This window comes from Robinsoniella sp. RHS, assembly GCF_001029355.1.
In the GTDB taxonomy this organism is placed as follows: Bacteria; Bacillota; Clostridia; order Lachnospirales; family Lachnospiraceae; genus Robinsoniella; species Robinsoniella peoriensis.
Window position 1 is genome coordinate 183,989 of record NZ_JNGB01000004.1, and the last position, 19,489, is coordinate 203,477.

Here is a 19,489-nt window from a genome sequence, read left to right on the forward strand (position 1 = left end):
AAGGAGACTGATATGGTACTAGGGGTATATGGAGCAGGCGGAAATGGCAAAATTCTTGTAGATCTTGCAGAAACAGTAAATATGTTCAAACAGAGATGGCAGGAAATTGTATTTATTGATGATGTTATTGGTGTGAGTGAGTCATATCAGAAAAGAGTTTATACTTTTGAGGAGGCAATCACTGCATATGATTCAGATGAGATTGAATTTGCAGTATCGGTGGGAGATCCGGCTGACAGGGAACTTCTATACAGAAGAATAAAAGATAACGGATATTATCTTGCAACAATTATCCATCCTCATTCGAATATATCCCCGTCACTGATAGCCGGAGAGGGACTGATCGTAGCTAATGGATTTATCGGGAGCGATGTGACACTGGGAGATAATGTGGCGGTGGGGTATATGGCAGTGATCGGACACGACACATGTGTCAAAAGCAATACAATGATTTCGGCAGGTGTTTTTATTGCAGGTCACTGCAGTGTAGAAGAAAAAGTTTATATTGGACCGGCAGCGGCTATCCGTGACCGGCTGCGCATTGGTACGGCGTCTGTGATCGGTATGAATGCTGCTGTATATAAAGATGTTCCTGCACATACCACAGCAATTGGTAATCCCGCCAAAAGCATTGTACGTGAAAATGGTAAAAAGCTTTTTTAGAGGAAGGAATGGATAAGATGAAGAATCCTATTTATGTGACGAGACCATTTTTACCGCCAAGAGAAGAATATGACCGTTACCTGGATCAAATTTGGCAATCCGGTGTAATTACAAACTCAGGACCGTTGCATAATCACCTGGAGGAACAGTTAAGAAAATATCTTAATGTTCCTTATGCCATGCTTTTTACTAATGGACATCTGTCACTTGAATTTTTAATTCAGGCCGCCGGTTTGACAGGAGAAGTTATTACAACACCATTTACATTTGCATCAACGGTACATGCCATTGTCAGAAATGGACTGACACCTGTGTTCTGCGATATTTTGGAAGACGACTATACAATTGATACCGGTAAGATAGAAGCACTGATTACAGATAAGACTTCAGCTATTATTCCGGTTCATGTATACGGAAATCCCTGTGATGTGGAATCTATACGAAAAATAGCCAGAAAGCATGGGTTAAAAGTTATTTATGATGCGGCGCATGCTTTTGGCGAAGAAGTAAATGGAATTGGAATTGGTAATTATGGTGACGGCTCCATATTTAGTTTTCATGCTACAAAGGTGTTTCAGACAATTGAAGGAGGGGCAGCTGTTGTAAAGGACATGGAGACCGGTTATAAGCTGTATCAGCTTAAAAATTTTGGGATTACCGGTGAAACTACAATCAGCAGTATCGGAGCAAATGCCAAAATGAATGAATTTCAGGCTGCAATGGGCTTATGTAATCTGAAGCATGTTGATGAACTGATTAACGGAAGAAGAAATATTGTACATCGGTATGAAGAAAATTTAAAAGATGTTACCGGAATCCGGTTAAACAGACGAAAAGACAATATCAAATATAATTATGCTTATTTTCCGGTCTTAGTGGAGGAAAGCTTTGGAGCAGACCGGGATAAAGTCTGTGAGGCACTGAATAAAGAACAGATCTATCCGCGCAAATATTTCTACCCGTTAATCAATAATTGCAGATGTTACAGGGAGAGGTTTGATCCTGGATTTACACCTGTAGCAGAATATATATCCGAGAATATCATAACATTGCCGCTCTATCCGCAACTTGCTATGGATGATGTGGATCGTATTTGTGAACTGATGAAAGCATGCAGATGAGGGAAAAAAATGAAGAAAGCAGATAAAAAGTTAAAAGTGTGTTTTGCGGCATCTTCCGGTGGGCATTTTGATCAGTTAATGATGCTTGATCCTTTAATGGACAAGTATGACAGCTTTATATTGACGGAAAAAACCGGCTATGAAGTCAGTACAAAAAATCACAAAACCTATTTTCTGAAACAGATCAACAGAAAAGAGAAGCTGTGGGTCTTAAATATGTTTCAGATAACATTAAGATCTTTTTGGATTTTTATGATGGAAGGACCGGAAGTGGTAGTCTGCACCGGTGTTTTGGCTATGGTACCGATGTGTCTGCTATGTAAACTGTTTCGAAAAAAAGTAATTTATATAGAGTCTTTTGCAAAGTCTGAAAGCCCAACGGAAACTGGAAAACTTCTATATAAATTTGCGGATAACTTTTATGTACAATGGAAGAAAATGTTGGATATATTTCCCCGGGCTTCTTATCTGGGAGGTATTTATTAAGGCAGGAGATGATTAAAAATGATTTTTGTTACAGTGGGCAGTCAAAAGTTTCCTTTTGACAGGCTATTAATAGAGGTAGACCGCCTGATCGGGACAGGTGTCATAAAAGAAGCTGTTTATGCCCAAACCGGTTATTCCCAATATATCCCTGTTAATTATACATACCGTGCATTTCTGAACCAGACTGAGATGGAAGAAAAAATATCTGAAAGTTCGATTATTATAACACACGGTGGAACCGGGATTATAGTCAGGGCAATAAAAGCTGGGAAAAAGGTAGTCGCAGTGCCAAGGAAAAAAGAATACCATGAACATATAGACAATCATCAGGTGGAACTGCTCAGCCAGTTCGAAGCAGCAGGATTTATTTGCTTTTGCAGGGAAACAGCTGATCTTGCAAATAAATTAGAGGCAATTGAACAGTTTACCCCCCTCATTTACAACTCGAATACGGAATCTTATATCAAAAATATTGGAGGCTGTCTGGATCGGATACAAGCAGGAAAACAGGATCAGTCTGCTAAGAAAAGATTTGGGAAATATATAGAATATCTCACTACAAAAATCAAAATCATGTTTCATCAGAAATACTACTGGTATGAAAATACTACTGTGAAATATCTATTTGAAAAAATGCACTCTGATGCAGTCATTTTTGTGTTTAGTTCCTGTACAAGAGCCGGAATTAAGGCCAGATATAATTACGTCAGAACACTAAAGAGGATAAATGCAGATAAAATGTTTGTGCTGGACGATGGAGGGAATGATGCAAGAGGATTATTTTATCTGGGTGAGAATATGGATTTTTTTGTTGAACGCGCAGTTGAAAGCCTGATTAAGAAAACAATCAGTGAAGGCCGGTATAAAAAAATCATTTTTGCCGGATCGAGTAAAGGCGGTTATGCAGCAATCAATTTTGGGGTTCGGATTCCTGGCAGTACAATCATTGCAGGTGCCCCCCAATACCGGCTTGGAGATTATCTGATGGATGAAAATAATCGGCTGGAGCAGACTCTGGTATCGGTTACCGGCTGTGGGTATTTGGATGCAGATCAGGATAAATTAGAGAAATTAAATAATCATCTGAGAGTGAAGATCCTGGATGCTGTCCGAAATAATAAAGAAAACCATATTTACCTGCATTACTCTAAAGCAGAACATACCTATTCTGAGCATATTAAATTTATGCTGATGGATTTAGAGACAGGTAATTTTTCAACGAAAAAAGAAATCTTATATTATGAAAATCATTCTGATATCAGTTTATATTTTCCGGATTTTTTAGTCAGGTCTATAGAAGAGGTTATGGCATGCAGAGATCAAAAATAAAAGTCAGCGTTATAGTACCGGTATATAATACCGAAGCATATTTAAAAGAGTGTCTGGACAGTTTGGTGCACCAGACATTACCGGAAATAGAAATTATCCTGATAAACGACGGATCTACAGATTCTTCAGAGGAGATTATGAAAGGATACTTAAAAAAATATCCGGATAAAATCCGGATGTTCACCAGGGTTAATGGAGGCCAGGCTGCAGCCAGAAACCAGGGCTTATCTTTATGTTCCGGAGAATATGTAGGATTTGTGGATTCTGATGATTCAGTTGATTCTGCTATGTATGAGCAAATGTATAAAAGAGCAGTATTAACAAGTGCAGATATGGTGGAATGCGGCTACGGATATTATGAGATTAAAAATGGAAGAAAATACCGTCTGAAAAATTATGCCTCCGTATCAGAGAAAAAGAATAAGAGAGAACTTTTTCTGGATCCCCTGGTTTCTCCCTGGAATAAGCTGTATAAGGCATCGGTATTAAAGCGGGCCGGAGTGTTTTTTCCGGAAGGGCTGATATACGAAGATACTGCCTTTTACATAAATTTAATTCCGTATATTAACCGAGCCGTTTATCTGGAAGCTGAATATGTAACACATTATTATAGAAAAAATTCTACCCAGACACAAAAGCATAATCCACGGGCTGGAGAAATGATTACGGTAATACACGAAATCATTCAGTTTTACCATGTACACCATTTCTGGGATACCTATTTTGCAGAACTGGAATATTTCTGTGTAAAAATCCTGCTATGCAGTTCCCTTGGAAGAATTGCTTTATTAAGGGATAAGAAATTAAAAATGGATTATCAAAATCAGATTATAAACATAATTGATACTTATTTCAGTAATTACAGAAGTAATAAATATCTTAAAAGAGGAATAAGAGGATGTATTTTAAAGTTAGTTAACAAATATACGATAAGGGGATTCGGAGTGGTTTTTGGACAATTCTATAGAATCAGAATGAAGGTGTAGGGGATTTAGAATCAGGAGAGGATGTGAATATTTCCATTGAACAGCGAAGTTGGTTTCCAAAAAAAATTAAGGCACCAGAATAGAAGTAAGAATAAAAAAGTTTCCTTATATTCATTATCAATTTTTCTTGTAATCTCGATTTTTTTTATTCCGGATTACATAGGTTTTTCTGTTTTCAATTGCCAGAGGGTAACACTCTTAATCATCTGGTATATGATTTTGCGTAATCCTGGGCGGACAAAGGAATTTAAAAATGTCATTTTTTCATTTCGAGGGAATGCTTTTGTACTGATATATATGATTGTTTTGCTTTACACAGCAGTATACCGAAGAAATATAAATACATTCTTTAACCCGTTTTTTGATCAGTTGGCGGTTCTATACACAATGATCTATTTATTTAAAGCCGAACTTTCGGTTGAGAAATTTTTATCCGTTTTGATCCGTATCGCTTATGTGCTGTGCATTCTTGGTATTTTGGAATTCCTGTTAAAAGGTTCTGTTTTCTTACAGTTTGAAATGATACCAGGCATGGTGGTGGGTGATTCTTTTCGAAATGGTCAGTACCGGATCATGGGGCCGGCTCATCATCCACTGGGGTACGGATTGTATTTATTGATAATGACACCTTTGGTTTGTTTTCATTACAAGAAAAGAGCAATTAGTTTATTTTCACACTTCTGGCTTTTTTTGCTGATAGCCGTAAATGTATATCTGACAGGTTCCAGATCTACGTTGGGACTGTTTCTGCTTGAAATCTTCATTATCTTTCTGGCAAGTTCCCGTAAAGAAAAATTACCGGTGTTATTAATTGCTTTTTATACTGCTATAACCGGTATCATTGTCATAATGTTGTTTTACAATACCTCTGCTGTCCAGTCGGTACTTATCTCCATTGCCCATCTGATTGATGCAGCCTTAAATACAAAGTTTGCAGAATCTCTGGGGGTGGATACAACGACATATGTATTGAGTGAAGATTACAGAAAGTTATTGCCGCTTATTTTTAAACTAGATTGGATCAATCCATTGATAGGAAGAGGATATGGATATACCTTTAACTGGGCGTATCAGGGATTCTGGATAAGTTCCATTGATAATTATTATGTGAACCAGTATATAAAAGTCGCCTATCCCGGGTTAATAATACAGCTGCTGCTATATGGATTTTTTCTTATCAAAGGCTTTCGGAACGCGTTATGCAGGGGCTCCCGTCTGGCGGCTGCACTAAGCATATGCTTTGTCTTATATTTTATATCTCTGTGGTGGGTAGATGTGCTTGGAACCCTGGATTACATTTTTGTATTATTTGCGCTTCTATATGCGATGGATGAGAAATATATGCTGGTAAAATACAAAGAATTACCGGAATAGAAAAAAGAGTTTCAATGAAAGGAGTACTTAGTAATATGAAATGGTTGAAATATGTAATGAGAATTTTGTTTGCATGCTCTGTGATCTGTATGGTTGTATATATATTCATACAGATTAAAAATGAAGATCTGAGAGAGCCGGTTTTAAGCTGTAATCCCACAGAAATAAAAGCAAGTATACACGATAGCCAGAAAGATCTGTTAAAAGGTGTGACTGCGATGGATCCTGAAGAAGGTGATCTGACAGATTCAGTTTTCCTGGAAGGAATTAAAAAAAATCCGGAGGGGGACCAACAGGAATTTACAGCAACTTATGTATCGATAGACAAGGCAGGGAATATTGGGAAGACCTCCAGAAAGCTGGAGTATACAGATTATAATTCCCCTCATTTCAACATAGACAGTCCTTTGAGATTTTCCAAATCTACTGCGATAGATTTGATGTCTATTGTTCATGCCGATGATTGTATTGATGGCGATATCAGTGCATTTGTAAAAGTCACAGGCGATGATATTTTTAAAGAGGATATAGAAAGCGGAATTTATAAGTGCTCTCTGGAAGTGGAAAATAGCCTTGGAGATACTGCCGTTTTGCCGGTCTCTGTGGAAATATATGAGGATAGTTATGAGAAAACAGCATTTGAACCGCAGATATATCTAAAACAATATATATTATACATGAAAAAAGGTGAGCAATTGAATCCGGCAGATTTTGTGGCTTATGTAAAAGACGGAAGTGTAAAACAGATTGAGCGGGGAAGTGTCTCAGAGGGAGAAAACACAGAATCACAGCTTTTAGAAAAGGCAGGGGAATGGATCTCGATTGCTGATATATCTTACAAGTCAAATGTTGATACTGCCAAAAAGGGTAATTATTCCGTTATTTATAACTATACATCAAAAGAAACCGGTTATAGCGGCAATGCAGAATTGATAGTTGTTGTTGAATGAGGAGGATATTATGGCATCAGAAAGTAAAGTTTTACTAAATAAGACCATGGGTCTTGACATGCCGGCTATTGCCAGAGCAGTGCTGAGGAATTTAGAAATTATATTGATGTTGAGTATCATTTTGGGATTCCTAAGTTATGTAGGTATTAATCAATTGTTACCGGTTAAGTACTCTGCTGCCTCAAGTGTAGTAGTGGTGGCAAAAGATAATTCAGCACAGACTTTAAGAGAGTTTCAATATAATCAGGCTGTGGCACAGTACTGCGGAATATTAAACAGTGATATTTATTTAAACATAGTAAAAGAAAAACTGGGAAAGAATGTCTATACGAAAAACTGTCTGATTGCAGAAGGAACTGAGAATTCAAATCTTATAGTTTTAAAGGCATCCGGAGATACTCCGGAAAATGCTTTTAAAATAATGAAAGAAGCAATTAACAGTTATAAAGATGTGTCAGCATATGCCATGGAAAGTTATACATTGGAAACGTTATCTGCTCCATCTGCTGACCAGATTGAACCGATACCTAATAATGCAATACTGTTATCTGTCGGTATTAGTCTGCTGGCTGTTATTACGGGAATGGCGGCTGTTATACTATTTCATGTGTTCAATGGGAAACTGGATAATGAACAGCAGGCCAAGGTAAAGATCGACGCTGATTTTATCGGTAGTGTTCGTTACGAAGCAAAAGATCATAAAGGAAAAGAAAGTATTCTGGTAACAAAACCCTCAGTGTCATTTGCATTTTCTGAAAATATGAAGAAGATTGTAACTAAAATGGAATATCAAATGGATAAAACCAAATCCAAAACTTTGCTTTTGGGAAGTGTCCTGGAGAATGAAGGAAAGTCTACGCTTGCAGCTAATATAGCATTAATTCTGGCACAAAGGGAAAAGAAAGTATTGGTTCTGGATCTGGATCTTCGAAGACCAGCATTACATAAAGTATTGGGACTTCCTGTACTGCCGGATAAACAGATCGGTAATTGTTTTGAATATGGTACCGGATATAAAGACCTGATATCTTATGACCGACGCTGCAATCTGTACTATATTCTCGGTGATAAATTTATAGCAGGAAACAATTTCATACAAAAGATAGGGAATCTGGAAGCATTGCTGGAAGAAGCTAAAAAAGAGATGGATTATATTATTATTGATTCTGCACCTGTAGGTATTATTCAGGATATCGAAGTAATGGCGGGATATATGGATTCCATGCTTATGGTAGTACGTCAGGAGTCATCCAGGGTTACAATGATTAATGACAGTATTGACCTAATGGAGAGCAATGGGGTTCCGGTTATTGGATTTGTACTTAATGGAGTAAAGAATAAAGTGTGCAGCATGGTGAAAAGACAAAAAAGCAAAGAAAAACGAATTAGTACTTATTAGTAATTATAGAAAATAAGAGGATAAATAGATGCGAGATTATGAAAATGAGGTAAAAGATATTTATGATGATGCAGCCGTAATAAATATCAGCAGTATCATAGATGACATCTGGAGGTGCCTGTCACGTTATTGGCTGTCAATGTTATTGGTTATTTTATCATCAGCAGCATTGGTCTTATCTGTGGCAGGGTTTATATACTATCCGGAATATAAGGCAGCTGTTACATACATGGTCAATAAGACCCAGGATTCTTCCCAGAATATACTGATGGCAAAATACCTGGGAACAGCATTTGAAGAAACATTAACAGCCAGCGGCTGCGGACAAGATATCGCGAATGCTCTGGGGGTGGATTCCCTGGACAGTATTCCTGCTGAAATTACCGGTTATTATGTAGAAGGTATCAATATGATCACCATAGAGGCCGTGTCGGATCATTATTCCGTCTCTCAGAGTGTAGCGGAAACAATAAAAGAAGTATACCCGTCGTATGCATCTGACGTAGTGGGAAATGTTGATTTGAAAGAAGTTAAAAATCCTATGAACGAAAAGGAGCCGATGACACCATATCATGCAGTTTATTATGGCTTAATAGGAGGTGTTCTGGGGGTTTTCGCTTGTGTATTGTTTGTGGTTTTTTATACAGCATCACAGAAAACCGTGCGTTCTGCTGAGGATATACGACGTATAACCAATATACCCTGCCTCACTCAGCTGCCCACAATATTAATGAAAGCCAGAAGCCGGCGCAGAAATGAAATGATTTTTGGAAAAAGCCGTGTGGGTAATGAATTTCAGGATTTATTAAATGTGGTAGGCTTTAAACTGGAACACAAAAAAAGAGATGAAGAAAGTAAAGTTTTTCTGGTCACCAGTTCAGGAAGAAATGAAGGAACTACGACGATAGCCACGGGGCTTGCAAGAGCGCTTGCTTCAATAGGCAGAAAAGTAGTATTAATGGATATGAATCTGCATCAGAAGTCAAACCCGGACAACTATCTGGTAATGCAGGTAAATGAGGCAGGTATTGCTAATTATCTGGCTGGGGATATAGAGGTAAAGGATATTCTGAAAGAAGTGGATAAAAATTTCTTTATGATTCCGTCAGGTACAGCTAGAGAAGCAATTGACAAACTGCTCACGAAAGGAGATATCCCTAAATTACTGCAATACCTTAAGGAAGAGGAATCTTTTGATTACATTATTATTGATTCGCCGCCGGTTACACTGATGAATGATGGGGTTATAATCGGAGGATATGTGGATGAGACAATATATGTAATGAAGCAGGGGCAGAGCAAAATGAGGTCAGTCGAGGAAGGAATTGACACTTTACAAAGCAGTGGCATCAATATTCTAGGATATATACTTAATTTTGCAGAGTCAGGAATTACCGGAAACGGAAAATATGGAAAATACAGTAAGTATGGGTATTCAAAATATGATGAATACGTAGATTATGAAAATGAACGATATTAAAATACGGCAATGGAGGGGTGTATATGAGAAAAATCATAACAGTGATTCTCGGAATTATATGCGCAGGTCTGTTTTTATTAAGTCTCAGTGCAATTGAAGTAACACAGAACCGGATCCGTCAGGGCAGAGAAGATACGGTGGAGTTTACAGATAAAAATACAGATGAAAAAGATGCAGTAAACTCCGAGAATAATAAATCAGTAAATAAGCGGAATGTAACAGAAGCAGATAATGGAACAGAAGCTGAAACAAATATTACAGAAAAGAATACAGAAGAGCAGGAAATAACAGAATCAGGTTCAACAGAAACGGATACATCACAACAGAATGCAAATCCGGCAGTACCGGTGCTGAAGCTGCTGAAAGAAAAAGTTGAAATAAAAATAGGTGACAAATTTAATCCACTGGATTATATATCAGAAATTGTTGACGATAAATCATCCCAACAGTACTTATACCGTCAGATCATGGTTGATGGTGAATATAATACGGAAGCTCCCGGGACATATACACTTGTATATACCGTTGCGGATGAGGACGGAAATGTCTCAACTGGGAAAAAGCTGTATTTAACAGTGAAATAATGGTAACCAGAACGGAAGAAGGGCATGGCTATATGCAGTCAACTTACACGGTTAGTATCATAATTCCAGTTTATAATTGTATATCATGGTTAGAGGCTGTCGTACAGGATATACTGCATCAGACGTATCAGGATTTTGAGATCATTATTATTGATGATGGTTCTGATGATGGAAGCGGTCTTCTGTGTGACAGGTTTAAGAAAATGGATAAAAGAATTTATGTTATCCATACGGAAAATCTGGGGGTCTCACATGCCAGAAATGAAGGTATAAAAAGGGCAAAGGGCAGATATCTCTGGTTTGTAGATGCAGATGACAGGATGGATCGGGAAAGTTTGTCTGCACTTGTATTTCCTTTTCTTTCTCAAGAAAATGTAGATCTGGTTATTGGGAAATTTGAAAATGAAAGAAACTTCTGGCAGTCAACGTTAACGGGAGTGCTGGATCAGAGCAGCTTTATTGATGATTTTTCAAAATGTGTACATGGTTTTTATTACGGTGCATTATGGAACAAACTATACAAAAAAGAAATTATTCAAAATAACAATCTCTGGTTTCCGGAGGATATATCCTGGTGTGAAGATTATCTTTTTAATCTGGAATATTTCTCCCATTTGAAAAGAAAGGTCGGATATGTATCCAGATCTGTGTACATCTATTATACCAGAGAGAACAGTCTGGTTACAAAGGTTATATTAGACAGCCGAATTAAAGTAGAAAACCGTTGTCTGAAACGGCTTGGTAGATTTGCAGAGCAGAACAGCAGGATTCAGCAGGCTTATGAAGACCATTATGCGTATTTGAAACATGCCCAATTGATCAATATGTACTGTGCAAAACAAGGATATAATAAAGTAAAACAAATATGTCTAAACAAGGAAGTAATGGAATTCTGGAAAAGTTACCGGAATCCAGGAAAATTTCCTGTGTACAGGATCATAAGCCTGCTTGCAGCTGTAAATTGCAGTTTTCTGATATATTTCTTTATTTGTCTGAAAGAAAAAATAAAAATCAGATTAAAAAAGAATGTCTGTTTCTTGCGAAAAATAATCAGAAAACCGGAATACCGTAATTAATGTTGATTTTACTGCACTTGAAGGAGGATGACATGATAGATATACATACCCATATTTTACCGGAAACAGATGATGGGGCAGATTCTTTGACAGAAGCAGTAGAGATGTTAAAAATATGTACACAGTCTGGTGTTACGGATGTGGTTCTGACACCTCACGGAAATCTGACGGAGATATTCCCTGAAAGCCGGCAGGAGTCAATAAATAACCAATTCAAACGGTTAGAAAAAAGACTTTCTGAATTGAACATGCAAATAAATATTTATAAAGGTATGGAAGTATTTGCATCCTATAATCTATATGATAAATTATCCGACGGAACTATCTGGACACTGAACCAGTCAAAGTACCTGCTGACTGAATTTTCATTTGATACTGATCGGGAAATTCTGTTTGAACTTCTTCAGATCATTGAAAGTAAAGGATTAATTCCGGTGATTGCGCATCCGGAACGATATAAAACAATTCAAAAAAATCCTCAGATTGCCTATGATTGGAATCGGAGAGGTTATATTATTCAGATAAATAAAGGAAGTATTGCAGGTGTATTCGGGCGGGCTGAAAAGGAAACTGCGCACCTTCTGTTAGATTGTAATCTGGTACAGGTGATAGCCAGTGACTGCCATCACATCCACAGCCGGATGCCGGGATTGAAAAGTGTATACCGTTATATCAGCAGAAATTATTCAGAAGGCTATGCGCAGATTCTTTTCAATATTAATCCCGAAAGAATATTAAGGGATCAACAGGTATTGATTATAAATCCAAGGGTACCAGGATCATATTTATATTGATAGAAAAAATGTATCAGAGAAGGAGGGATGGTTGTATGAATTCAGAAAAACAAAAGTTGAATACCGTAATCGTGATTTTAATGGATATAATGGCCATTTCACTTAGTTTTTTTATTGCGAATTACATACGTTTTGGAGATTTCTTTGAGATTGGAATAGAATTTGGTACGGGATCATCTTTATTGGTAATTGTGCTGGTTTATATAGGAATATATTTTTTACGCTCATCCGGCCTGCGCTTTTTTAGGAGAGGTGCATGGAAGGAACTGATTTCTGTTCTGCGGGGAAATATTTACCTGATAGCAGTTATTATAGTGCTGCTGTTCCTGGTGAAAAAATCATCTGATTTTTCAAGGTTAATATTGCTCTATAATTTTATTGGTAATATACTCTTCATGTTTTTATTCCGGATGTTTTATAAAATTTATTTAAACAGTATTTATAAATACAGTAATCATAGCAAGCGCCTGGTAGTTTTAACTGTAAAGGAGTGTGTGCAGGAGGTTCTGGATAATCTGGAAGATGAGAGTATGTGGGATTACATAATTCAGTCTCTGGTTCTGTGGGATGCAGGTGATGAGGAACTGGGTGACAAAATCAGAGGTATTGAGATCACTGCTAATAAGAATAATCTGTTTCAATATGCAAAGCAGGCAGTTATGGATGAAGTATTTATTAACATGCCGTACAATGGAGGCATTGACCTTTATCCCATTATCGAAAGCCTGGAGGATATGGGAGCTATGGTGGATGTTAATATACAGGTATTAGATAAACGGCTTGCGGACCATAATAAGCAATTGCAGATTATGGGGAATTATTATGTCACTTCCTTTTATAAAAAAACCATTGGCCTGCGAATGGAGGTAGTTAAAAGATTAATAGATATAGCAGGTGCAATAGTAGGGCTGGTTTTAACTGGCATTTCAGTTGTTTTGGTTGCTCCATTTATTCTTTTGGAGTCACCCGGACCTTTATTCTTTTCCCAGATCAGGATCGGTAAAAACGGACGGCGGTTTCAGATATATAAATTCCGTTCCATGTACGCAGATGCGGAAGATAGGAAACAGGAGCTTTTAGCGCAAAATGAAATGAATGGTCTCATGTTTAAGATCAAAGATGATCCTAGAATTACGCGTGTGGGAAAATTCATACGAAAAACCAGTATTGATGAACTTCCACAATTCTGGAATGTATTAAAAGGTGATATGAGCCTTATTGGAACCAGACCACCGACTGTTGATGAATTCGAAAAATATAAAGGTCAGTATAAAAGGAGATTAACTCTTCGCCCTGGAATTACAGGACTCTGGCAGGTGAGCGGCCGAAGTAATATACAGGATTTCGAAGATGTATTGGCATTGGATTTAAAATATATTGATACCTGGTCGCTGGGTCTGGATATAAAAATACTTTTTCAGACGGTTTATGTTGTGTTTTTTAGAAGAGGCGCAACATAAAGGGGCTGTAAAAAACTCCCCTAACTAAAATAGGTTAGCTGGCACAGATGATGCCCGCTAACCTGTTTTGTAAAGGGTGTTTTTTTACAGCCCCTTGTCATTATATTAAATCAGTACAACCGGTTTAATCAAATCCTTTGGCTTGTCTTTCATCAGCATCAACGCTTCCTCCACTTTATCAAATCCGTGGAATGTATGGGTAATCAGCTTACTGGTATCCAGTTTGCCGGTTTCGATTAAAGAAGCCAGCTTTTCCATACGGAGTCTTCCGCCCGGCATCAGACCGCCTGCGATTGTCTTGTGGCCCATGCCGCAGCCCCATTCAACTCTTGGGATTTTAATATAATCACCTTCTCCAAGGTAATTTACATTTCCAATTCTTCCGCCTGGTTTTAACATACGGATTGCCTGGTCAAAGGTGTCTACATCACCGCCGGCAATGACGATACGGTCAACGCCTTTTCCATGGGTCTTTTCCATAATCTGTTCCACGATATCGCCTTCACGGTAATTTACAATTTCTGTTGCACCGTATTCTTTCGCAATCTGAATGCAGTTTGGTCTGGAACCAACGGCATAGATGCGGGAGGCACCGCGAAGTGCAGCTCCGGCTACCGCCATAAGCCCTACAGGACCGATGCCGATGACAACTACCGTATCACCAAACTGTACATCCGCTAATTCAACACCGTGAAATCCGGTGGGAACCATATCACAGAGCATACTTGCGGAAGCCAGATCCATACCGGATGGAAGCAGGGCAAGGTTCCCGTCTGCATCATTTACATGAAATAATTCACCGAATACACCATCTTTAAAGTTGGAGAATTTCCATCCGGAAAGCATTCCGCCGGAATGCATGGAATATCCGCCCTGAGCCTCCAGGGAATTCCAGTCCGGGGTGATAGCAGGGATAATTACTTTATCTCCCGGTTTAAAGTCTTTTACCAGGGAACCGGCCTCCACAACTTCACCAATTGCTTCATGTCCTAAAATCATATCATGTCTGTCACCTAAAGCGCCTGCCCAGACTGTATGTACATCAGAAGTACAGGGAGCGATGGCAAGTGGTTTACAGATTGCGTCTAATGGTCCGCATTCAGGTGCCTGCTTCTCAATCCATCCAGTTTTTCCGATTCCTAACATTGCAAAACCTCTCATAGTTACGATCTCCTTTCGAAAACACATTGTTAATTATTTGACATGCCATAAATATAACATATAATGAATGTATAATCAATTCAATAATAACAAAAATATATCATAATCTTTTGGGATAAAAATTGTGCAATTTGTATATAAAATAACCAGAAAAGTAAAAATAAAACCGTAAACATTATATAAGATATAATCTTTATATAATGTTTACGGTCTCGGTAAAACGACATTCATATGACGATTATCCTCTGTCTGACCCACTTTCAAGGCGTTTTTCTGCTTCAGCCATAATCCGCACAGCTGTCTGTACACCAATGCCAAACCGGTCACACCCGGCTTCGTGCATATCTAATATATGGTCAAGGGTGCGGATTCCCCCGGCGGCTTTTATTTTGACATGAGCCGAAGCAGCAGCACGCATTTTCCGGATCGTATCAGCACTGACCGGAATATTTGCCCAGCCGGTACCGCTTTTAACATAAGCGGCTCCGGCTTCTGAAGCAATTTTACAAGCAGTTTCCAATTCAGTATCATTTAAATAAGACGCCTCTATGATTACTTTAACAGGTACTTTTTTGGCTGTCTGTACCACTTGTGCAATGTCCTGTTTTACATATTGAAAGTCTTTTGATTTTAAGGCTCCCACTGCCATTACCATATCCAGTTCCTGACATCCTGCTTCCAGAAGCTGTGTGCTCTGCTGTACTTTAGAAAGGGTGGTGTCTGCGCCCGAAGGGAAGCCCACAACTCCGCCGGTATGTATATCCGGTTCTGTTTTCAGGGCATCTGCCAGATAAGGGGTAAAGCAGGGCATTGAGAATGCACAGATAAATCGGTATTGCTTTGCATATAAAATCATCTGCTTAATATCATCCATGGTATTTTCGGCACGGACACAGCTAACATCGATGTGCCGGTGCAGTTCCTTTAAGAATTGCAGGTTCATTGGATTACTCCTTTCAGATTGAGTTTTTATTCCGGCCGGTCATATTAGTATAGAGCTCATATTTCTTACCAATAATGGTTACATCATCAAAACAGACCGGTTTTCCTCTTTGGGAACAGCGCCTCTGAATGCAGAGCAGTGCTTCCCCGACCTCTACTTCCAGCATTTGTGCCTCTTCAAACTCTGCGTTCTTAGCAAAGATTTTATCAGCGGCTTCATCAATTTCAATATGATACGTATCCTCCAGAAACTGGTACAGTGCGGAGAACTGGCTGCAATAGCCGGCAATACCGGGAACCAGGGATTCCGGAATATAATTTTTCATAATTACGATAGGCTGTCCGTCCGCCAGCTGTATGCGCTGTACTCTGGCTGCTTTTTCTCTGTCCCCTAATTGAAGAATCTGGGAAACATGAGCCGGAGGTACCAGGGTATCGATATACATGCTCTTTGTGGTTACTGTAAACCCCTTTTTCCGTAATGTTTCCGTAACAGAGGTAACACAGTTGAGGCTTTGCCTGGCTTTATAATCCAATACCCTGGTTCCTCTTCCCTGGCGGACTTCCACGTAGTTTTCTTCCGCAAGAAGTTCCACTGCTTTGCGGATGGTAATTCTGCTGACAGAATAGATTTCTTCTAACTGGCGTTCAACGGGAATCATTTCCCCAACTTTATATTTTTCATCCAGGATGTCATTTTTTAATTGTTGGTATACTTTTAAATAGGCAGGTAAACGTTCGCTCATAACTGTCCTCTTTCTTTTTTTATCTGTTTGCATATAGTATATGGCAAATGATTATGGTGCGCAAGTGTTTGCTGACTTTTACAAAGATTTTAATTGATTCTGTACTGTAATTAAAAAAGCCCGTGGAGGGCTTTTTTTGATGTATATGGATTTGCATTGAACAAGTTCCTGTATTATAATGAGACTGAAAAAAATGAACCTAAACTTCATTTCTACCATGCCAGTATCAAAATACATATTCTGAAATAATGTAATATATGACATCGATGGTAATCTGCAGGGTTACCGTCCAACTATTCACAAAACTATTTCACAAAAACTTTACATTATTCTGATAAAGGCATGATAAATATCATTTATATTATTAAACTGTAGGAAATAATTCATAATCACGAAATTGAAGTTTAGGCTACAGAAAGGAGCGGCAGAATGAATGAGATATCATTATGTTTGGTTTGATCTGGGAATGACTCTGGTTGAACCATCCAGAAGTTCGCTGTATCAAAAAGTATTAAAGGAGTTTCAGATTGACCGGTCTGAGAACCGGATTCACAAGGCTTATCATCTGACAGATAAGCTGTTTATGAAAGAGTATCCCCATGTATTGGGGACGGATGAGACTTGCTATATGCCCTGGTATATTGGAAATCTGAATTATTTTTTAGATGTCCGGCTTAATATTATGGAGGTTTACCAGAGGTTTAAAGAGATTCGGTCAAAAGAATCGGCAGGTTGGAAACAAATTCCCAGTGCACTGGGGGTTTTGAAAGAGTTGAAACGAAAAGGGATAAAAACGGGATTGATTTCTAACTGGGATCGTACCTGCAGGAAAGTTCTGGAGGAAAATCAATTACTGGATTTATTAGACACGGTGGTAATTTCTTCGGAAATGGGAGTTGAAAAACCGGAAAAAGAAATTTTTGAAGCGGCTTTTGAGCAAGGGAATACCAGTGCCAAAGAATCTCTGTACGTCGGAGACAATTATTATGACGATGTGATAGGGGCCGCAAAAGTGGAAATGAATTGTGTGTTAATCAATCCTTACGGAAACGAAGGAATTGAAGAGATCACCCATGATAAAATCATTTCCGATATATCAGAAATTATAAAGTTTGTAGATTAGAATTTATGATTAGTATAGGATCGAAAATTTAAATAAATACCGGAAGGCCGGAAACTCTGTTTTAGGACCTTCCGGTAAAGGGAGTGGATTATGAAAGAAAAGCAAATGGAAAAGAAGGGCAGGAATCTGTACGAAAGGATTGATGACCAGTTTGAGCAGCTGACGGATACACAGCAGCAGGCAGCTATTTATATGAAGAAAAACTGGGAAAATATCTGCGTGATGACGGCTAAAGAGGTGGGAGAACAGTCAAAAGTCAGTGAGGCTACGATACATAGATTGGCTGGAAGACTGGGATATGAAAGCTTTCTGGAGATGAAAAACAGTGTCAAAGAAAATCTGATGAAAAACCGGGCACTGGTGAATCTGGAGCTGAAAAATAACACGGACCAGGAAAGCTGGCTGGAAGAATACTGGCATATGGAAGCAGCAAACCTGTCCAATACCCTTCGTTTGAATGAAAAAGATGAGTTGAAACGGGGGGCAAAGGAAATTGCAAATGCCGGGAGAATCTGGATTATGGGTGACAAAATGGGACTGGGAGTATCCTCCTATCTGCATTTTGTATTGAATTACCTTCTGGGAAATGCCACGCATCTGAATCTGTCCAATTATTATGAGCACATTGCATTTATGAAAGAGGGCGATGTGATGATTCTGGTGGGCTTCCAGCGGTATTGTAAGAGAACCCTGTCTGCAGCAAACCTCGCCAGAGAAAAGGGAGTCACCATTCTTGCATTTACAGACTGCAGCCTGTCACCATTTGCGAAAGCGGCTGATATATCGTATTATGCCGCTACGGAATCCGTGTTTTTTCTGGATTCTTATTCGTCGGTATTTACACTTGCGCAGGCACTGGTGGTAAAACTGGTCAGCCTGGACAAAGAAAGAATTAAGAGTAATGTAAAAAGTACAGAGATGATCTATGAAAACTGTATGGAAAGGAACATATGAAACTGACAATCATAGGCTGCCACGGAGCATATCCCGTGAAAAATGGAGCAACTTCCGGTTATCTCCTGGAAGAAGGGAATACCAGAGTTCTTCTGGATTGCGGGAGCGGTGTATTATCCCGGTTACAAAATGTGATAGATTTAAAGGAGTTAGACGGGGTGGTTCTCACCCACTATCATCCTGACCACTGTGCAGACCTGGGATGCCTGCAATATGCGGTGATGCTGGATATCCTAACCGGCAGGCGCAGGAAAGATTTTGCAGCGTGGGGGCCCGGAAATGAGAATAAGCTGTCATATGAGAATTACTGCAAAGGATACAGTTATGAGAACCAGCCCCATTTTCAAATCGGGGACCTGGAATTTGAAGTGAACCTGAATCAGCATGAGATCCCTTCCTATGCCGTAAAGACTAAAGGCAGGTCAGAAGGCGTGCTGGTATATTCGGGTGATACGAATTATTACGATGGGTTGGCGGAGTTTGCAGGAAAAGCTGATTTATTATTATGCGAAGCTTCACTGTATGCCTGTCAAAAAGGAGATGTCTGGGGACATATGTGCTCCAGCGAGGCCGGGGAAGTGGCGGTGAAGGCAGAAGTATCTGGTTTATGCCTGACTCATTTTCCTCATTATGGGGAAATCCGAAACCTGCAGGAAGAAGCAGAAAAAGTATATCAGGGTAATATTATTCTGGCAGAGCCGGGCATGCGTCTGAATATTCCCGTGAGCAAAGAGCCATGCAACGCCTGGGGATCATTTGGAGACTGCCGCGAGGATCAGATACCCCGCGGTGGGCTGGGATATTTGACTGGAGATAACCGGAATGAAGCCGATTGAACAGATAGTACAGATAGTACAGACA

19 protein-coding genes are annotated in these 19,489 nt (G+C 39.0%); 16 read left to right on the plus strand and 3 right to left on the minus strand.

Annotated elements, in window-relative coordinates; all coding sequences use genetic code 11:
* Positions 1-12: 12 nt before the first annotated feature.
* The 13 genes from RHS_RS03850 to RHS_RS03915 all read left to right on the plus strand — a co-directional run bounded on the left by RHS_RS03850 (position 13) and on the right by RHS_RS03915 (position 13,702).
* On the plus strand, positions 13-663 hold the full coding sequence (locus RHS_RS03850; RefSeq protein ID WP_047832360.1) for a NeuD/PglB/VioB family sugar acetyltransferase: 651 nt from the start codon (positions 13-15) through the stop codon (positions 661-663).
* Between the two features lie 8 nt (positions 664-671).
* Positions 672-1,784 carry a DegT/DnrJ/EryC1/StrS family aminotransferase gene (locus RHS_RS03855; protein WP_395021196.1) on the plus strand — a complete coding sequence of 371 codons (1,113 nt, stop codon included), beginning with the start codon at positions 672-674 and terminating at the stop codon, positions 1,782-1,784.
* A gap of 9 nt (positions 1,785-1,793) precedes the next feature.
* Positions 1,794-2,270 carry a PssD/Cps14F family polysaccharide biosynthesis glycosyltransferase gene (gene pssD / locus RHS_RS03860; protein WP_047832361.1) on the plus strand — a complete coding sequence of 159 codons (477 nt, stop codon included), beginning with the start codon at positions 1,794-1,796 and terminating at the stop codon, positions 2,268-2,270.
* An 18-nt stretch (positions 2,271-2,288) separates the two neighbouring features.
* Positions 2,289-3,599 (plus strand): PssE/Cps14G family polysaccharide biosynthesis glycosyltransferase, encoded by a 1,311-nt coding sequence (gene pssE / locus RHS_RS30045; protein WP_395021199.1) that lies wholly within the window; start codon positions 2,289-2,291, stop codon positions 3,597-3,599.
* Positions 3,581-4,585, plus strand: a complete 1,005-nt coding sequence (locus RHS_RS03875) for a glycosyltransferase family 2 protein (RefSeq protein WP_044288853.1) — start codon at positions 3,581-3,583, stop codon at positions 4,583-4,585. The genes pssE and RHS_RS03875 overlap by 19 nt, the downstream gene beginning before the upstream one ends.
* Before the next feature lie 387 nt (positions 4,586-4,972).
* Positions 4,973-5,959 (plus strand): O-antigen ligase family protein, encoded by a 987-nt coding sequence (locus RHS_RS03880; protein WP_395021201.1) that lies wholly within the window; start codon positions 4,973-4,975, stop codon positions 5,957-5,959.
* A gap of 35 nt (positions 5,960-5,994) precedes the next feature.
* A complete protein-coding gene (locus RHS_RS03885) occupies positions 5,995-6,909 on the plus strand; it encodes a hypothetical protein (RefSeq protein ID WP_047832363.1) in 915 nt (304 codons plus the stop codon).
* Between the two features lie 10 nt (positions 6,910-6,919).
* A complete protein-coding gene (locus RHS_RS03890; RefSeq protein WP_027292239.1) occupies positions 6,920-8,308 on the plus strand; it encodes a CpsD/CapB family tyrosine-protein kinase in 1,389 nt (462 codons plus the stop codon).
* A 28-nt stretch (positions 8,309-8,336) separates the two neighbouring features.
* Complete coding sequence (locus tag RHS_RS03895; protein WP_047832364.1) at positions 8,337-9,788, plus strand: polysaccharide biosynthesis tyrosine autokinase; 1,452 nt, start codon at positions 8,337-8,339, stop codon at positions 9,786-9,788.
* 23 nt (positions 9,789-9,811) lie between these two features.
* The gene (locus tag RHS_RS03900; protein ID WP_047832365.1) at positions 9,812-10,372 is read left to right on the plus strand and encodes an immunoglobulin-like domain-containing protein; all 561 of its coding nucleotides are present in this window, start codon (positions 9,812-9,814) and stop codon (positions 10,370-10,372) included.
* Positions 10,372-11,448: a glycosyltransferase family A protein gene (locus RHS_RS30050; protein WP_052431008.1), complete on the plus strand. Its 1,077-nt coding sequence runs from the start codon at positions 10,372-10,374 to the stop codon at positions 11,446-11,448. The genes RHS_RS03900 and RHS_RS30050 overlap by 1 nt, the downstream gene beginning before the upstream one ends.
* Before the next feature lie 32 nt (positions 11,449-11,480).
* Positions 11,481-12,242, plus strand: coding sequence for a tyrosine-protein phosphatase (locus RHS_RS03910; RefSeq protein WP_047832366.1), 762 nt, complete (start codon positions 11,481-11,483; stop codon positions 12,240-12,242).
* A gap of 35 nt (positions 12,243-12,277) precedes the next feature.
* Entirely contained in the window at positions 12,278-13,702 is a 1,425-nt protein-coding gene (locus RHS_RS03915; protein WP_047832367.1) for a sugar transferase, read from the plus strand.
* Between the two features lie 105 nt (positions 13,703-13,807).
* Here the strand turns inward: RHS_RS03915 and RHS_RS03920 are convergent, their stop codons facing one another.
* The 3 genes from RHS_RS03920 to RHS_RS03930 all read right to left on the minus strand — a co-directional run bounded on the left by RHS_RS03920 (position 13,808) and on the right by RHS_RS03930 (position 16,551).
* A complete protein-coding gene (locus tag RHS_RS03920) occupies positions 13,808-14,863 on the minus strand; it encodes an NAD(P)-dependent alcohol dehydrogenase (protein ID WP_047832368.1) in 1,056 nt (351 codons plus the stop codon).
* Between the two features lie 238 nt (positions 14,864-15,101).
* A complete protein-coding gene (gene deoC, locus RHS_RS03925; protein ID WP_047832369.1) occupies positions 15,102-15,806 on the minus strand; it encodes a deoxyribose-phosphate aldolase in 705 nt (234 codons plus the stop codon).
* 13 nt (positions 15,807-15,819) lie between these two features.
* On the minus strand, positions 15,820-16,551 hold the full coding sequence (locus tag RHS_RS03930; protein ID WP_027292232.1) for a GntR family transcriptional regulator: 732 nt from the start codon (positions 16,549-16,551) through the stop codon (positions 15,820-15,822).
* Positions 16,552-16,984: 433 nt separating this feature from the next.
* Here RHS_RS03930 and RHS_RS03935 point away from each other — a divergent pair, with 433 nt between their 5' ends.
* The 3 genes from RHS_RS03935 to RHS_RS03945 all read left to right on the plus strand — a co-directional run bounded on the left by RHS_RS03935 (position 16,985) and on the right by RHS_RS03945 (position 19,464).
* Complete coding sequence (locus tag RHS_RS03935) at positions 16,985-17,674, plus strand: HAD family hydrolase (protein WP_027292231.1); 690 nt, start codon at positions 16,985-16,987, stop codon at positions 17,672-17,674.
* A 90-nt stretch (positions 17,675-17,764) separates the two neighbouring features.
* A complete protein-coding gene (locus tag RHS_RS03940; protein ID WP_242858575.1) occupies positions 17,765-18,628 on the plus strand; it encodes a MurR/RpiR family transcriptional regulator in 864 nt (287 codons plus the stop codon).
* Positions 18,625-19,464, plus strand: coding sequence for an MBL fold metallo-hydrolase (locus RHS_RS03945; RefSeq protein ID WP_395021208.1), 840 nt, complete (start codon positions 18,625-18,627; stop codon positions 19,462-19,464). The genes RHS_RS03940 and RHS_RS03945 overlap by 4 nt, the downstream gene beginning before the upstream one ends.
* Positions 19,465-19,489: the final 25 nt, after the last annotated feature.

Bases quoted from the DNA above. Each gene is read 5' to 3' on its own strand.
- RHS_RS03850 (WP_047832360.1), top strand. From the start codon at position 13: ATGGTACTAGGGGTATATGGAGCAGGCGGAAATGGCAAAATTCTTGTA.
- RHS_RS03855 (WP_395021196.1), top strand. From the start codon at position 672: ATGGATAAGATGAAGAATCCTATTTATGTGACGAGACCATTTTTACCG.
- pssD (WP_047832361.1), top strand. From the start codon at position 1,794: ATGAAGAAAGCAGATAAAAAGTTAAAAGTGTGTTTTGCGGCATCTTCC.
- pssE (WP_395021199.1), top strand. From the start codon at position 2,289: ATGATTTTTGTTACAGTGGGCAGTCAAAAGTTTCCTTTTGACAGGCTA.
- RHS_RS03875 (WP_044288853.1), top strand. From the start codon at position 3,581: ATGCAGAGATCAAAAATAAAAGTCAGCGTTATAGTACCGGTATATAAT.
- RHS_RS03880 (WP_395021201.1), top strand. From the start codon at position 4,973: ATGATCTATTTATTTAAAGCCGAACTTTCGGTTGAGAAATTTTTATCC.
- RHS_RS03885 (WP_047832363.1), top strand. From the start codon at position 5,995: ATGAAATGGTTGAAATATGTAATGAGAATTTTGTTTGCATGCTCTGTG.
- RHS_RS03890 (WP_027292239.1), top strand. From the start codon at position 6,920: ATGGCATCAGAAAGTAAAGTTTTACTAAATAAGACCATGGGTCTTGAC.
- RHS_RS03895 (WP_047832364.1), top strand. From the start codon at position 8,337: ATGCGAGATTATGAAAATGAGGTAAAAGATATTTATGATGATGCAGCC.
- RHS_RS03900 (WP_047832365.1), top strand. From the start codon at position 9,812: ATGAGAAAAATCATAACAGTGATTCTCGGAATTATATGCGCAGGTCTG.
- RHS_RS30050 (WP_052431008.1), top strand. From the start codon at position 10,372: ATGGTAACCAGAACGGAAGAAGGGCATGGCTATATGCAGTCAACTTAC.
- RHS_RS03910 (WP_047832366.1), top strand. From the start codon at position 11,481: ATGATAGATATACATACCCATATTTTACCGGAAACAGATGATGGGGCA.
- RHS_RS03915 (WP_047832367.1), top strand. From the start codon at position 12,278: ATGAATTCAGAAAAACAAAAGTTGAATACCGTAATCGTGATTTTAATG.
- RHS_RS03920 (WP_047832368.1), bottom strand. From the start codon at position 14,863: ATGAGAGGTTTTGCAATGTTAGGAATCGGAAAAACTGGATGGATTGAG.
- deoC (WP_047832369.1), bottom strand. From the start codon at position 15,806: ATGAACCTGCAATTCTTAAAGGAACTGCACCGGCACATCGATGTTAGC.
- RHS_RS03930 (WP_027292232.1), bottom strand. From the start codon at position 16,551: ATGAGCGAACGTTTACCTGCCTATTTAAAAGTATACCAACAATTAAAA.
- RHS_RS03935 (WP_027292231.1), top strand. From the start codon at position 16,985: ATGAGATATCATTATGTTTGGTTTGATCTGGGAATGACTCTGGTTGAA.
- RHS_RS03940 (WP_242858575.1), top strand. From the start codon at position 17,765: ATGAAAGAAAAGCAAATGGAAAAGAAGGGCAGGAATCTGTACGAAAGG.
- RHS_RS03945 (WP_395021208.1), top strand. From the start codon at position 18,625: ATGAAACTGACAATCATAGGCTGCCACGGAGCATATCCCGTGAAAAAT.